General features: G+C 62.1%; 1 pseudogene. It reads left to right on the top strand.

Annotated elements, in window-relative coordinates:
* Positions 1 to 240, top strand: a pseudogene (locus SB772_RS45050) (NAD-dependent dihydropyrimidine dehydrogenase subunit PreA); the annotation flags it as partial.

Raw genomic sequence — 240 nt, 5'->3', positions numbered from 1 at the left:
ATCGTGCTCGGCGCGGGCAGCGTGCAGGTCTGCACCGCCGCGATGCATTACGGATTCCGAATCGTTTCCGACATGATCGACGGCCTCTCGAACTGGATGGACGACAAGGGCTACGCGAATCTCGACGCGATCCGCGGCCGCGCCGTGCAGAACGTGACCGACTGGCAATACCTGAACCTGAACTACGACATCAAGGCGCGCATCGATCAGGACCGCTGCATCCAGTGCGGCCTGTGCCAT

Source organism: Paraburkholderia sp. SIMBA_030 (assembly GCF_046535245.1).
In the GTDB taxonomy this organism is placed as follows: Bacteria; Pseudomonadota; Gammaproteobacteria; order Burkholderiales; family Burkholderiaceae; genus Paraburkholderia.
This window is presented reverse-complemented; position numbering and strand designations above follow the sequence as displayed.